The sequence below is a fragment of the Streptomyces sp. NPDC005863 genome (assembly GCF_042871345.1).
GTDB lineage: Bacteria > Actinomycetota > Actinomycetes > Streptomycetales > Streptomycetaceae > Streptomyces.
The window spans coordinates 267,703-281,115 of the sequence record NZ_JBIAII010000006.1; the positions used below are offsets into that span (position 1 = coordinate 267,703).

At 70.1% G+C, this 13,413-nt stretch carries 11 protein-coding genes; 4 read left to right on the top strand and 7 right to left on the bottom strand.

All coding sequences use genetic code 11. The annotated features are described in order from the left end of the window. Positions 1-260: 260 nt before the first annotated feature. From pflB to ACFYO9_RS22730, 3 genes are all read left to right on the top strand, one after another. Entirely contained in the window at positions 261-2,531 is a 2,271-nt protein-coding gene (pflB, locus tag ACFYO9_RS22720; protein WP_358774840.1) for a formate C-acetyltransferase, read from the top strand. A 114-nt stretch (positions 2,532-2,645) separates the two neighbouring features. After that, entirely contained in the window at positions 2,646-3,467 is an 822-nt protein-coding gene (gene pflA / locus ACFYO9_RS22725) for a pyruvate formate-lyase-activating protein (RefSeq protein WP_358774838.1), read from the top strand. 49 nt (positions 3,468-3,516) lie between these two features. Then, positions 3,517-3,738: a hypothetical protein gene (locus ACFYO9_RS22730; protein ID WP_355807522.1), complete on the top strand. Its 222-nt coding sequence runs from the start codon at positions 3,517-3,519 to the stop codon at positions 3,736-3,738. Between the two features lie 55 nt (positions 3,739-3,793). On the opposite strand, the gene mscL is transcribed toward ACFYO9_RS22730, so the two are convergent. The 6 genes from mscL to ACFYO9_RS22760 all read right to left on the bottom strand — a co-directional run bounded on the left by mscL (position 3,794) and on the right by ACFYO9_RS22760 (position 9,571). Beyond that, entirely contained in the window at positions 3,794-4,270 is a 477-nt protein-coding gene (gene mscL / locus ACFYO9_RS22735) for a large conductance mechanosensitive channel protein MscL (RefSeq protein WP_358774836.1), read from the bottom strand. 168 nt (positions 4,271-4,438) lie between these two features. Next, positions 4,439-5,035 (bottom strand): hypothetical protein, encoded by a 597-nt coding sequence (locus tag ACFYO9_RS22740; protein WP_359326062.1) that lies wholly within the window; start codon positions 5,033-5,035, stop codon positions 4,439-4,441. A 167-nt stretch (positions 5,036-5,202) separates the two neighbouring features. Further along, positions 5,203-6,057 carry an S-methyl-5'-thioadenosine phosphorylase gene (locus ACFYO9_RS22745; RefSeq protein WP_358774833.1) on the bottom strand — a complete coding sequence of 285 codons (855 nt, stop codon included), beginning with the start codon at positions 6,055-6,057 and terminating at the stop codon, positions 5,203-5,205. 98 nt (positions 6,058-6,155) lie between these two features. After that, positions 6,156-6,488, bottom strand: coding sequence for an FmdB family zinc ribbon protein (locus ACFYO9_RS22750; RefSeq protein ID WP_355807514.1), 333 nt, complete (start codon positions 6,486-6,488; stop codon positions 6,156-6,158). A gap of 67 nt (positions 6,489-6,555) precedes the next feature. Beyond that, entirely contained in the window at positions 6,556-7,827 is a 1,272-nt protein-coding gene (locus tag ACFYO9_RS22755) for an MFS transporter (protein ID WP_355807512.1), read from the bottom strand. A gap of 238 nt (positions 7,828-8,065) precedes the next feature. Continuing rightward, positions 8,066-9,571, bottom strand: a complete 1,506-nt coding sequence (locus ACFYO9_RS22760; protein ID WP_358775068.1) for a potassium/proton antiporter — start codon at positions 9,569-9,571, stop codon at positions 8,066-8,068. 243 nt (positions 9,572-9,814) lie between these two features. On the opposite strand from ACFYO9_RS22760, the gene ACFYO9_RS22765 reads away from it, so the two are divergent. Then, positions 9,815-12,679, top strand: a complete 2,865-nt coding sequence (locus ACFYO9_RS22765) for a penicillin acylase family protein (RefSeq protein ID WP_358774831.1) — start codon at positions 9,815-9,817, stop codon at positions 12,677-12,679. Positions 12,680-12,772: 93 nt separating this feature from the next. Here ACFYO9_RS22765 and ACFYO9_RS22770 read toward each other — a convergent pair whose 3' ends face one another. Continuing rightward, entirely contained in the window at positions 12,773-13,396 is a 624-nt protein-coding gene (locus ACFYO9_RS22770; protein WP_358774829.1) for a 5-formyltetrahydrofolate cyclo-ligase, read from the bottom strand. Positions 13,397-13,413 lie beyond the last annotated feature (17 nt).

Below are 13,413 nucleotides of genomic sequence, written 5' to 3' on the forward strand. Positions count from 1 at the left end.
CTTTTTGTCGTTTCGTGCGGTGTCTTCGACCCTTCCGGTGCGTACCACGGGATTTCGGGGAAATTCTTGTGAATGTGTTCACAAGCGAACTTGGGTCCAAAGTCCCGAAAGAAACACCAGCTCAGCGGGGGTGTGGACGCATTTCCCCGCCACGGAAAGGGACCTCCGTCCCCCGAAGGAGGACCATTGCGGCCCCTTTGTCGGGGTGAACAGGAGTGGAATGGAGGCGTAGCGAAGAAGCGATACGGAAGGTGCGCGTCATGACTGCCACTCCTGCGGAAACGACAGTGAACGGCGAGGCCTGGGAGGGCTTCAAGGGCGGTCTGTGGCGGGACGCCATCGACGTCCGCGACTTCGTGCAGCAGAACTACACCCCGTACGAAGGGGACGACTCCTTCCTCGCCGGCCCGACCGAACGCACCACCGGGGTCTGGCAGAAGCTCCTCGCGATGTTCCCCACGGAGATCGAGCGCGGCATCCACGACGTGGACGTGAAGACCCCCTCGCGCATCGACGCTTTCAAGCCGGGCTACGTCGACGGCACCGCCGCCGACCACCGGGACCTGATCGTCGGCCTGCAGACCGACGCCCCGCTCAAGCGCGCCATCATGCCCAACGGCGGCTGGCGCATGGTCGAAGGCGCACTCAACGCCTACGGATACGAGGCCGACCCCGAGGTCAGGGACGTCTACACCCACCTGCGCAAGACCCACAACGAAGGTGTCTTCGACGCCTACACGCCCGAGATCCGTGCCTGCCGCTCGTCCGGCATCATCACCGGCCTGCCGGACGCCTACGGCCGTGGCCGCATCATCGGCGACTACCGCCGCGTCGCCCTCTACGGCGTCGACCGCCTGATCGCCGCGAAGGAGGCCGACAAGGCCGCCCTCGGCGAGCGGTGGGCGACCGAGGACGTCATCCGCGGCCGCGAGGAGATCTCCGAGCAGATCAAGGCGCTCAACGAACTGAAGGCCATGGCGATGTCGTACGGCTACGACATCGCACAGCCCGCCACCACCGGCCGCGAGGCCATCCAGTGGCTGTACTTCGCCTACCTCGCCGCGGTCAAGGAGCAGAACGGCGCGGCCATGTCGATCGGCCGCATCGACAACTTCCTCGACATCTACCTGCAGCGCGACATCGAGGCGGGCCGCCTCACCGAGGCCGGGGCCCAGGAGTTCATCGACGACTTCGTCATCAAGCTCCGCATCGTCCGCTTCCTGCGCACCCCCGAGTACAACGAGGGCTTCTCCGGCGACCCCACCTGGGTCACCTGGTCGATGGCCGGCATCGGCGAGGACGGCCGCCCGCTCGTCTCGCGCACCACCTTCCGTGCCCTGCAGACCCTCTACAACCTCGGTCCGGCCCCCGAGCCGAACCTGACGGTCTTCTGGTCGCAGCGACTGCCGCGGGGCTTCGCGGAGTTCGCCGCCAAGGTCGCCATCGACACCTCGGCCATCCAGTTCGAGTCCGACGAGCTGATGCGGCCCAAGTACGGCGACGACACGGCCATCGCCTGCTGCGTCTCGGCGATGGCCGTCGGCAAGCAGATGCAGTTCTTCGGCGCCCGCGTCAACGTCGCCAAGGCCCTCCTCTACGCGATCAACGGCGGCCGTGACGAGAAGTCCGGCCGGACCATCGTCGAGGGCTTCACCCCCATCGAGGGCGAGTACCTGGACTACGCGGAGGTCGTGCGCGGCTACGACAGGATGCTCGACTGGCTCGCCAAGACGTACGTCCACGCCCTCAACGTCATCCACTACATGCACGACAAGTACGCCTACGAGCGCATCGAGATGGCGCTGCACGACCAGGAGATCCTGCGCACCATGGCATGCGGCATCGCGGGCCTCTCGGTCGCCGCCGACTCCCTCTCGGCGATCAAGCACGCCAAGGTGAAGGTGATCCGCGACGAGACGGGCCTCGCCGTCGACTACGAGATCGAGGGCGACTACCCCGCCTACGGCAACAACGACGACCGCGCCGACGACATCGCCCGCCGTATCGTGCACGACTTCATGGAGAAGGTCCGCAAGCACCCGACCTACCGCGACGCGGTGCACACCCAGTCGGTGCTGACCATCACCTCGAACGTCGTCTACGGCAAGAAGACCGGCAACACCCCCGACGGCCGCCGCGCGGGCGAGCCGTTCGCCCCCGGGGCCAACCCGATGAACGGCCGCGACGAGCACGGCTACATCGCCTCCGCGATGTCGGTCGCCAAGCTCGACTACGACGACGCCGAGGACGGCATCTCGCTGACCAACACCATCACCCCGGACGCGCTCGGCCGCACCCCCGAGGAGCGGACCGCGAACCTCGCTGGTGTCCTGGACGGCTTCATGGCGAGCGACGGCTTCCACATGAACGTCAACGTGCTGAACAAGGCGACGCTGCAGGACGCCATGGCGCACCCGGAGAACTACCCGCAGCTGACCATCCGGGTCTCCGGATACGCGGTGAACTTCATCCGGCTCACCCGTGACCAGCAGCTCGACGTCATCAACCGCACCTTCCACGGCTCCCTCTGAGCCCCCGGCCCCCACCAGGGGGCCGCCCCCGATCCGCGGCCCCGGGGCCGGGCCCTCACCCCGGCCCCGGGCGCCGCGCACACCACGCTCCGCCAGTAGTCCAGGAGTTCCGTCATGGCTGTTCTGCTCGGTACCGACATCCCCGTACGCCCCCGCGGCGGCGACGAGGACGCGGCCACCCCCGCGGCGGCCGCCACCCACCGCCCCGTCACCGGCTCGGTCCACTCCTGGGACCTGTCCACCGGTGTGGACGGGCCGGGGACGCGCTTCGTCACGTTCCTCGCCGGGTGCCCGCTGTCCTGTCTGTACTGCCACAACCCCGACACCTGGCGGATGCGCGACGGCAAGCGGACCACGGCCGACGACGTGATCGCCGAGGCCGCCAAGTACACCCGGTTCATCGCCGCCGCCGGGGGAGGAGCCACCGTCAGCGGCGGCGAACCCCTCCTGCAGCCCGTCTTCACCGGCGAACTCCTGCACCGCCTCAAGCACGAACTGGGCCTGCACACCGCACTCGACACGTCCGGCTTCCTCGGCGCACGCGCCACCGACGCGCTGCTCCGCGACGCCGACCTGGTCCTGCTCGACATCAAGTCCTGGGACCCCGTCACGTACCAGCACGTCACCGGGCGTCCCCTGCGGCCCACCCTCGACTTCGCCCACCGGCTGGCCGGCCTCGGCAAGGAGGCCTGGGTGCGCTTCGTCCTCGTCCCCGGACTGACCGACGACCCGGCGAACATCGAGGGCGTCGCCCGCTTCGCCGCCTCGCTCGGCAACGTCTCGCGCGTCGACGTGCTGCCCTTCCATAAGCTGGGCGAGGCGAAGTGGGACGCGCTCGGCAAGGACTTCACGCTCCGCGACACCCCCTCGCCCACCCCGGCGCAGGTGGCCGATGCCAAGGAGATCTTCGCAGCTCAGGGCCTCAAGGCCGTCTGACGGCGGCTGCTCGCGGAAGCCGTCCGTGACCCCGGCGTACCCTGGAGGCATGAGCCCCGCCCCCGCCCCCGAACCGCGAGATCCGGAAGAGCCGAAGACCCCCGAGGACCCGAAGAAGCAGCCGGGGAACGCGCTGATCTTCGACGACCCGCTGTCGCAGCAGTCTTCGGACGACACGGACCGAGGGTGGGGCGAGCGGGCCGAGACCGGCCGCGACAGCGCCGCCGACCTCGCGCGCTTCCTCGACGAGAAGCCGCCCCACCACCTCTGAGCCCGCGCCGGCCCCCGCGCCGCTCCCCGTTCGGCCCCCCGTTCAGCTCGCCGCGCTACTCCTCGCGGTGACCCGTGCCGCGCTGCGCCACCAGGGCGTCGCGGATCTCCTTGAGCACCTCCAACTCGGTGATCTCCATGACCTCCTTGGTGCCCTCCTTCTCGGCCCGCCTGGCCGCCACCCGCGCCAGATACTTGGCCATGGGCAGCACCATCAGGAAGTACACGACGGCCGCGGTGATCAGGAAGCTCAGGACCGCGCTGAGCACGGAACCCCACATGATCGGGATGCCCTTGGTGACCTCGCCCGCGTCGTTCATGTTGCAGGGCGACTTCAGGCACGAGTGGTAGTGGTCGAGGTCCTTCGTGCCGAAGGCGCCGACGAGCGGGTTGATGACACCCTTGACCACCGAGTTCACGATGTTCGTGAACGCGGCGCCGATGACCACCGCGACCGCCAGGTCGACGACATTGCCGCGCATCAGGAAGGCCTTGAAGCCGTCCCAGACGCCCGGTTCCTTCTTCTCGCTCACCACGAGGCCTTTCGTTGCATGTGCGGGTTGCGGAACAAACAACTTCGCAACCTACGTCAGACCCGGGCCGACCTGTCCAATTGGACCTCCCCAACGGATTACTTGACAGGCTGTCAGTGCGATCGCGAACCTTCGAATGCATCGCGACGGCGTTCATCCCGAGGTCATTCACCGCAGGGTCACCGCCAGCCGGGTCGTCGCCGCGGTTCCGGCGAGCCGCGCCGCGGTCGGGCCCGGCACCGAGAAGACCACCAGCGCGCCGCTCTCGGCGGGGCCCTCGGTCGGCTCGGGCACCGCGGCCACCCGCGCGTCGGCCGCCACCACGCGCGGCTCCGCACCACCGCCGGGCGAACCGTCGGCCGCGATCACGTCGACCCGGTCGCCGGGGCGCAGCAGGCGCACGGCGTCCGCGTCCGCGATCCGTACCGGGGCGGTCACTGTCGCCCGCCCCGCGAGACCACCGGACGCGTCCCCGGCCACCCCTCGCTCCCGCACCGGTCCCACCGCGGCCGCGGCCTGCTGGGCGGGGTCCGGCGCCGAAGAGCGAGGCGTGCCGGCCGCGAGGGCCGCGGCGGTCATCGCCAGCCCCACCGCCAGGGCCCGCCGTCTGTGCCGCAGCAGCCGGCGCAGCCGCGGATGCCCGCCGCGCACCCGCACGGGAGGGAAGGGAGGGACCGGGCAGCCGTCTGCCGGCCGGGTCTGAGGAGGAACGAGCGTCACGACGACCACCGCCTGCGGTGCGAGGAACTGGGCTTGCGCTCTCACGATGCAGGTCCGCGCCGATTCCCGCTGACGCCCGTGGACTACCCACCGGTTGTGGACAACCGCCTCACCCGAAGGGGAAGTTCCGCAGCCCTCGCTGCCACCTCGCTCCCCGAGTCCGCGGCCTCCCCGCTCCCTCAGCCAGGGCCCTCAGCGCCCCGCGGGCACCCTCACGGCAGCGGAATCCCCGGATCCATCCCGCCCAGCGCCCCGGCGCACAGGCAGCCCCGCCGCTCCTCCTCCGCCGGAAGCGCCGCCACCGCGTCGAACAGGACGCCCCGCAACCGGTCCACGTTGGCGGCGAACACCCGGAGCACCTCGTCGTGCGAGACGCCTTCACCGGTGTCCGCGCCCGCGTCCAGGTCCGTGACCAGCGTCAACGACGTGTAGCAGAGCTCCAGTTCCCGGGCGAGCGCCGCCTCGGGGTGGCCGGTCATGCCCACCACCGACCAGCCCTGCGCCGCGTACCAGCGCGACTCCGCCCGGGTCGAGAACCGCGGCCCCTCGACCACGACGAGCGTCCCGCCGTCCACCGGCCGCCAGTCACGGCCGCGTGCCGCACGCAGCGCGGCCGCACGCCCGGCGGGGCAGTAGGGGTCGGCGAGCGAGACGTGCACGACGTCGGGGACGCTCCCGTCGGGCAGCGGGATCCCGTCGAAGTACGTCTGGGCGCGCGCCTGGGTGCGGTCCACGAGCTGGTCGGGCACGAGCAGCGTGCCGGGCCCGAACTCGGGCCGCAGCCCGCCGACCGCGCAGGGTCCGAGCACCTGCCGTACGCCGAGCGAGCGCAACGCCCACAGGTTGGCGCGGTAGTTGATGCGGTGCGGCGGCAGATGGTGGCCGCGGCCGTGGCGGGGCAGGAAGGCCACGGACCGGCCCGCGAGCTGCCCGAGGAAGAGGGAGTCGCTCGGGGCTCCGTAGGGCGTGTCGACCTGGATCTCGGTCACGTCGTCGAGGAAGGCGTAGAAGCCGGAGCCGCCGATCACGCCGATCTCGGCCCGCGCGGGGTTCGCCGTGTTCACCATGGCCGCACAGTAACCGGGGACGGCAGCCGGGGCGGGGAACGCCGACGACCCCGCCGTCACAGGACGGCGGGGTCGTACGAAGGAGCGTGCGCCGAGTCCTAGGCGGCCGAGCTCGACGACGTGGACGTCGACGAGGAGGAGCCGGAGGACTTGGAATCCGAGGACGAGGAGGACGAAGCAGCCTTCGAGTCCGCCGAGGAGGAGGACGAGGCGGACTTCGACGACGAGGTCGACGGCGTGCTGCTCGACGACGAGCCGCGGCTGTCGTTGCGGTAGAAACCGGAGCCCTTGAAGACGATGCCGACTGCCGAGAACACCTTCTTGAGGCGTCCGTTGCAGTTGGGGCACTCCGTCAGGGCGTCATCGGTGAACTTCTGCACCGCCTCGAGGCCTTCGCCGCACTCGGTGCACTGGTACTGGTACGTCGGCACTTGCTTCCTCCTGGCACTCTCACTCGATGAGTGCTAACGACGCTCCATAGTGACCTATTCCGCGGGATCAGTCCACCGTCACCGGCACGCGGTGACCGACGCCACGTGCCACGGTGCGGCCCGAGGCCTTGGGGACGAGCCGCGAACGGAGGGACACGAGGACCGCGAGGGCCAGTGCCGTGCCGCCCAGCGGGACCAGGAATCCGGCCCCGTCCCAGAGGCGGTCCTCCAGCTGACCGGCGACCGTGACGGCCGCCGCCTGACCGAGCGCGACCGCACCGGTCAGCCAGGTGAAGGCCTCCGTGCGGCCGGTCGGCGCGACCAGCTTGTCGACCAGCGTGTAGCCGGTGATCAGCGCGGGCGCGATGCAGACGCCGACCAGCAGGCCGAGGCCGGCGAGCAGCGGCACGGAGTGCGCGGCCCACAGGCCGGCGGCCATCAGGGTCAGCGCGGTGTAGCCGACGAGCAGGCGCCGCTGCGGGGAGACCTTCCAGGCGATGGCGCCGCAGACGACTCCGGAGAGCATGTTGCCCGCCGCGAACGTGCCGTACAGGACGCCGTTCAGGCCGGGCTCGCCGATGGACTCCGTGAAGGCGGCCAGCGAGACCTGCATGCCGCCGAAGACGGCGCCGATGCCGAGGAAGGTGGCGATCAGGACGCGGATGCCGGGGACGCGCAGTGCGGAAACGTGCTCCACGCGCGCGTGCCCGTCGTCGTGCGCGGACGGCTTGGGCTGGGTGCTCTTCTGCGCGGCGAAGAGCAGACCGCCGACCAGGGTGAGCCCGGCCTCGGTGAGCAGGCCGGCGGAGGGGTCGACGGTGGTGCACAGCGCGGTCGCCACCAGCGGGCCGAGGACGAAGGTCAGCTCGTCGGTGACCGACTCGAAGGCGGCCGCGGTCGTGGCCAGGGGGGAGTCCTGGAGCTTGACGCCCCAGCGGGCCCGCACCATGGGGCCGATCTGCGGCGTGGAGGCGCCCGCGGGCACCGCGGCCACGAAGAGCGCCCACAGGGGCGCGTCGGAGAGCGCGAGGACCGTCAGGGTGACCACGGACGCGGAGTGCACGAGGACGCCGGGCAGCAGCACGGCGCGCTGGCCGAAGCGGTCGGCGAGCTTGCCGCTGAAGGGCGCGAAGAGCGCCATGGAGACGCCGGTGGCGGCCGAGACGGCGCCGGCGGCACCGTACGAGCCGGTGGTGTGCTGGACGAGCAGGACGATGGAGATGGTCAGCATCGCGAACGGCTGACGCGCCGCGAAGCCGGGCAGCAGGAACGTCCAGGCGCGCGGGGTGCGCAGCAGCTGTCCGTAGCCGGGGCGGGATTCGGTGACCGTGGATGCCACGGCCCGTGCCTTTCTGCCGCCTGGTAGCGCGTCCTCCCGTTGTGCGGGAGACGGTGCCGAGAGCTGTCCTCTTGCGCGGAACTGCGGTAGATGCCGGGGCCCACTGCGAGGGCGTCACCGGCCGCCATACGGTCGCGCCAGCTCTGCTTCAGGCAGAGTTGGTTCGATCAGGTGCCTTCATCGTACAGGGGAGGGTCCCATTTGGCCGTGTGATCGCAGCCGATGAGACCCCCGCCACCTACGATTGGTGCTTTTCTCCGTCGGTTCCCAGCCAACTGGCCAGCTTGCCGCCGTGGCCGACCGCGCGCAGCCGCCGCTCGGCGGCGTCCCGCACCGGGTCCGTCGCCACCACGAGCAGCTCGTCGCCGCGCCGCAGCACCGTGGTCGGCAGCGGCACGAACGATTCGCCGTCCCGCACGACCAGCGTGACCGCCGAGCCCGGGGGCAGCCGCAGCTCGCCGACCTCCACGCCGTGCATGCGCGAGCCCTTGGGGATGGCCACCGACAGCAGGTGCCCCTGCAGTCGCTCCAGGGGAGCGGACTCCACGCCGAGGTCGGCGGCTTCGGAGGAGTCGCCCAGCCGCAGCTTCCTGGCCAGCCAGGGCAGCGTGGGGCCCTGGATGAGGGTGTAGACGACGACCAGGACGAAGACGATGTTGAAGATCCGCTGGCTGTCCTCGACGTCGCTGACCATCGGGATCGTCGCCAAAATGATGGGCACGGCGCCGCGCAGGCCGGCCCAGGACAGCAGCGCCTTCTCCTGCCAGGGCATGCGGAACGGCAACAGGCTGAGCACGACCTCCAGGGGCCGCGCCACCACGGTCAGGACCAGGCCGATGAGGACCGCGGGCCAGGTGTCGTCGAGCAGGTCGTGCGGGGTGACCAGCAGGCCGAGCAGGACGAACATGCCGATCTGGGCGATCCAGCCGAGCCCCTCGGCGAAGCCGCGGGTGGCGGGCCAGTGCGGCAGCCGGGCGTTGCCCAGCACCATCGCGGCGAGGTAGACGGCGAGGAAGCCACTGCCGTGCGCCATGGCTCCCGCGGCGTAGGCGGTGACGGCGATCGCCATCACGGCGATGGGGTAGAGGCCGGAGGCGGGCAGCGCCACGTGCCGCAGGCCGTACGCGCCGAGCCAGCCGACCGCGAGGCCGAACGCGGCGCCGATCGCCAGCTCCAGGGCGATCTCGCCGAGCAGTACGTACCAGTCGTCGACCGGGCCCACCGTGGAGAACGCCACCACCAGGATCACCACAGGGGCGTCGTTGAACCCCGACTCCGCCTCCAGGACGCCCGTGACGCGCGAGGGGAGCGGCACCTTGCGCAGCACCGAGAAGACCGCCGCCGCGTCCGTGGACGAGACCACCGCGCCGATGATCAGCGCCTGGCGCCATTCGAGCCCGACGAGGTAGTGGGCGCCCGCGGCGGTGACGCCGACGCTCACCGCGACGCCCACCGTCGACAGGACGGCAGCGGCGGGCAGGGCGGGTTTGATCTCTTTCCACTTCGTCCCGAGGCCGCCCTCGGCGAGGATCACGACCAGCGCGGCATAGCCGATGACCTGGGTCAGTTCGGCATTGTCGAAGTGGACGTCGCCGACGCCGTCCTGGCCCATGGCGACGCCGATGCCCAGGTAGAGGAGCAGGCTGGGGAGCCCGCTGCGCGACGAGACGCGGACCGCCGCCACCGCGACGAGCAGGACGAGCGAGCAGACGAGCAGGAGCTGGTTGAGGTGATGGACAGTCAGGGGCCGTTCCTTCCTCCGTGGATCCTGCGGATCCTGGTACTTCGTTACCTTACCTAATTGTTAACGCTTTCTTGACGCGGTCGAATGACTATTCGATCTCAGGAGGGCCGGGTTCCTGACTCCGCGTCCGGAGCCGCAACGCCCTGCGCCTATGGTTGCTCCAGCGCTCTCGGAGCCGCCCAAGTCGACAGCACAGCCCGCCAAGCCCGCCCTGCCGCTCGCGTAAGGACAGCAAGGACAGCGATGCCCTCCAACACCACCGCCTCTTCCGGTCATAAGTCCGGCAAGAAGAAGGGGCGCCGAGCCCGACTCGTCGTGATCGTCCTGGTCCTGGCCATCGTCGGAGGCATCGGCTTCGGCGCGTACTGGAGCGTCAGCACCGTGCGCGCCTCCTTCCCGCAGACCAAGGGGTCGATCAAGCTCGACGGCCTGGACGGCAACGTCGACGTGAAGCGGGACGGAAACGGAATCCCGCAGATCTACGCCGACTCCGACGCCGACCTGTTCATGGCGCAGGGCTACGTCCAGGCGCAGGACCGCTTCTGGGAGATGGACGTCCGTCGTCACATGACCTCCGGGCGGCTCTCCGAGATGTTCGGCAAGGGCCAGGTCAAGACCGATGAGTTCCTGCGCACGCTCGGCTGGCACCGGGTGGCGCAGAAGGAGTACGACTCCAAGCTCTCGCCGGAGACGAAGAAGTACCTCCAGGCGTACTCCAAGGGAGTCAACGCCTACCTCGACGGCAAGGACGGCAAGGACATCTCCGTCGAGTACGCGGCGCTCGGCTTCGAGAACGACTACGCGCCGCAGGCGTGGACGCCCGTCGACTCCGTGGCGTGGCTCAAGGCCATGGCCTGGGACCTGCGCGGCAACATGCAGGACGAGATCGACCGCTCCCTGATGACGAGCCGCCTAGGCCCGTCGCAGATCAAGGACCTGTACCCCGAGTACCCGTACAAGCGGAACAAGCCGATCGTCCAGGAGGGCGCCTACAGCGCCGCCACCAAGGAGTACGACCCCGAGGGCACCGAATCCGGCGTGGGTACCGGTACGGGCACGGGGACGGGCTCCGGAACGGGTACGGGCACCGGTACGGGTACCGGAACAGGAACAGGAACCAACACCCAGTCCGGCACCGGAACCGGGTCGGGATCGGGCACCAGCGGCGGCACGGCGGGCTCCGGCGTCGCCGGTGGCACCCAGGCGCCCTCCGGGATGAACTCGCAGCTCTCCGGCCTCTCCGACGCCCTGGACGAGGTCCCGGCCATCCTCGGCCCGAACGGCAACGGCATCGGCTCGAACTCCTGGGTCGTCTCCGGCAAGCACACGATCACCGGCAAGCCGCTCCTCGCCAACGACCCGCACCTGGCCCCGCAGCTGCCCTCCGTCTGGTACCAGATGGGTCTGCACTGCCGCGCGGTCTCCGACAAGTGCGGCTACGACGTCACCGGTTACACCTTCTCCGGCATGCCGGGCGTGGTCATCGGCCACAACCAGGACATCGCCTGGGGCATGACGAACCTCGGCGCCGACGTCACGGACCTCTACCTGGAGAAGTTCACCGGGGACGGGTACCAGTACGGCGAGAAGGTGAAGCCGTTCACCACGCGCGAGGAGACCATCAAGGTCGCCGGCGGCGCGTCGAAGAAGATCACGGTCCGAGAGACCAACAACGGCCCGCTCATCTCCGACCGCGACGACGAACTGGTCAAGGTCGGCAAGAAGGCCGGCGTCGACAGCGCCGCGCCCGACCGGGGCGACGGCTACGGAGTGGCGCTGCGCTGGACCGCGCTGTCCCCCGGCAAGTCCATGGACGCCGTCTTCCAGCTCAACCGCGCGAAGAACTTCACGGAGTTCCGCAAGGCGGCCGCCTCCTTCGAGGTGCCGTCGCAGAACCTGATCTACGCCGACACCAAGGGCAACATCGGCTACCAGGCGCCCGGCAAGATCCCCACCCGCGGCAAGGGCGACGGCTCGCTCCCGGCGCCGGGCTGGGACCCGGAGTACCGCTGGACCGGTTACATCCCGCAGGGCGCGCTGCCCTACGAGTACAACCCCAAGCGCGGCTACATCGTCACCGCCAACCAGGCCGTGGTCGACGAGGACAAGTACCCGTACAAGCTCACCTCGGACTGGGGCTACGGGGCGCGCAGCCAGCGGATCGACGACCTCATCCAGTCGAAGATCAAGAACGGCGGCAAGATCTCCACCGAGGACATGCGCCTCATGCAGATGGACAACAGCAGCGAGATCGCCAAGCTGCTCGTGCCCAAGCTGCTGAAGATCGACGTCAAGGACAAGTACGTACGCGAGGCGCAGAAGCTCCTGGAGGGCTGGGACTACACCCAGGACGCCGACTCGGCGGCCGCCGCGTACTTCAACTCCGTCTGGCGCAACATCCTGAAGCTGGCCTTCGGCAACAAGCTCCCCAAGGAGCTGCGCGTCAAGGGGCAGTGCCTGAACGTGGAGCCGGCCGGCAACACCGGCCCGGCCGACGAGGGCGAGAAGGTGCGCGAGTGCGGTGAGCGCGACGCGGACTCCGCCCAGCCCGACGGCGGCGACCGCTACTACGAGGTGGTCCGCAGGATCATCGACGACCGGACCAACGACTGGTGGAAGGCGCCCGCCACCCGCACGGACGCGGAGACCAAGAACCGCGACCAGCTGTTCAAGCGGGCCCTGGAGGACGCGCGCTGGGACCTCACGGCCAAGCTGGGCAAGGACGTCGACACCTGGAGCTGGGGCCGTCTGCACCGGCTCACGCTGAAGAACCAGACGCTCGGCACCGACGGCCCCGGCTGGCTGCAGTTCGTCCTGAACCGCGGCCCGTGGAACCTCGGCGGCGGCGAGGCCGCGGTCAACGCGACCGGCTGGAACGCGGCGGGCGGCTACGGAGTGATCTGGGTGCCCTCCATGCGGATGGTGGTCAACCTCAAGGACCTCGACAAGTCCAAGTGGATCAACCTCACCGGCGCATCGGGGCACGCGTACAACGCCCACTACACCGACCAGACGGACAAGTGGGCCAAGGGCGAACTGTTGCCGTGGGCCTTCAACAAGGAAGCGGTCGACGGCAGCACGAGCGACACGCTGGTGCTGCGGCCCTGACGGCCGCCCACGACAGCACTTGAAAGGGCCCTCCACGCGCGCGTGGAGGGCCCTTTCGGCTCCCTCGGCCCCGGCCCCCTCGGGCAGGCTCCCTCAGCGGAATCGCCGTACCCCGGAGGGCGTCACCACGGCGTGCACCGGACGGTCGTGCGGCTCCGCGGGGAGGTGGGCGACCACTTCGGAGTCGTACAGGAGCACCACCAGCGCCGGATCGGCCTCCGCGCGCTCCAGCCGGGCGAGGACCCGGTCGTAACTGCCGCCGCCGCGCCCGAGCCGCATGCCGCGCGTGTCGACGGCGAGCCCCGGCAGCAGCACGGCGTCCGCCGTCAGGACGGCGTCGGGCCCGAGCCGCGCCCCGGAGGGCTCCAACAGCGCCATCTTCCGCTCGTGTTGTACGCGGGCCAGCGAGCCAGGACCCTCGTACCCGCCCCAGTCCAGGTCGTTGTCGGGGAGCAACACCGGCAGCAGGACGCGGGTCCCGCGCGCGTGGAGGGCGTCGAGCAGGGCGCGGGTGCCGGGCTCGCCGCCCACGGAGACATACGCCGCGACGGTGTGCGCGCCGGCGAGCTCCGGGAGTTCCAGTGCGCGCTCGGCGAGAACCGCGGCCGCCTTCTGCGCGTCATCCCCAGTCAACCCGCTTCTCACCGCGAGGAAGTCGCGCCGCAACGTGCGCTTGGTTGGCTGGCCCTCGGGCTCGGTACCACTGGTTCCGTTCATGGAGATCTCCCCTTTCC

What these genes read in the sequence shown, in the direction of transcription:
- ACFYO9_RS22770 (WP_358774829.1), bottom strand. Translation starts at nt 13,396, where the DNA reads ATGAACGGAACCAGTGGTACCGAGCCCGAGGGCCAGCCAACCAAGCGC.
- ACFYO9_RS22745 (WP_358774833.1), bottom strand. Translation starts at nt 6,057, where the DNA reads ATGGTGAACACGGCGAACCCCGCGCGGGCCGAGATCGGCGTGATCGGC.
- pflA (WP_358774838.1), top strand. Translation starts at nt 2,646, where the DNA reads ATGGCTGTTCTGCTCGGTACCGACATCCCCGTACGCCCCCGCGGCGGC.
- ACFYO9_RS22765 (WP_358774831.1), top strand. Translation starts at nt 9,815, where the DNA reads ATGCCCTCCAACACCACCGCCTCTTCCGGTCATAAGTCCGGCAAGAAG.
- pflB (WP_358774840.1), top strand. Translation starts at nt 261, where the DNA reads ATGACTGCCACTCCTGCGGAAACGACAGTGAACGGCGAGGCCTGGGAG.
- ACFYO9_RS22730 (WP_355807522.1), top strand. Translation starts at nt 3,517, where the DNA reads ATGAGCCCCGCCCCCGCCCCCGAACCGCGAGATCCGGAAGAGCCGAAG.